The sequence below is a fragment of the Streptomyces sp. DH12 genome (assembly GCF_020873895.1).
GTDB lineage: Bacteria > Actinomycetota > Actinomycetes > Streptomycetales > Streptomycetaceae > Streptomyces.
The window spans coordinates 1-437 of the sequence record NZ_JAHWGT010001206.1; the positions used below are offsets into that span (position 1 = coordinate 1).

At 73.7% G+C, this 437-nt stretch carries 1 pseudogene; it reads right to left on the reverse strand.

The features are described from left to right. Nucleotides 1-437 (reverse strand): annotated as a pseudogene (locus LPA54_RS39270) (sodium:solute symporter); the annotation flags it as partial.

Below are 437 nucleotides of genomic sequence, written 5' to 3' on the forward strand. Positions count from 1 at the left end.
GTACAGCCCGACGGCGACCGCCGGGAAGACCTGGAGGATCCACACCCCGCCGAGCAGCTGGAGGTTGATCGCGTCCTGGTCGCGCAGCCCGAACACGAACGCCACCGCGCCGAGCTTCGCGGTCAGCGACACCGTCTTGGCGACCCGCACCTGCCGTTTCGGCGTGGCCGTCGGATGGACGTACTCGACGTACACGTTGCGGACGAAGCTGGTGGCCGCGGCGATGGACATCACCGCCGCCGGGACCAGCGCGCCGACCACGATCGAGCCGAACACCAGCCCGGCGAGCGGGCCCGGCATCAGCCGGTCGACCAGCATCGGCACCGCCGACTCCGCGCCGCCCGCGGGCGCCCGCACCCCGGCGGCGAGGGCCGCGATGCCGAGGAAGCCGAACAGCGCGAGCAGCGCCGTCCAGGCGGGCAGCCCTGCCGACACCT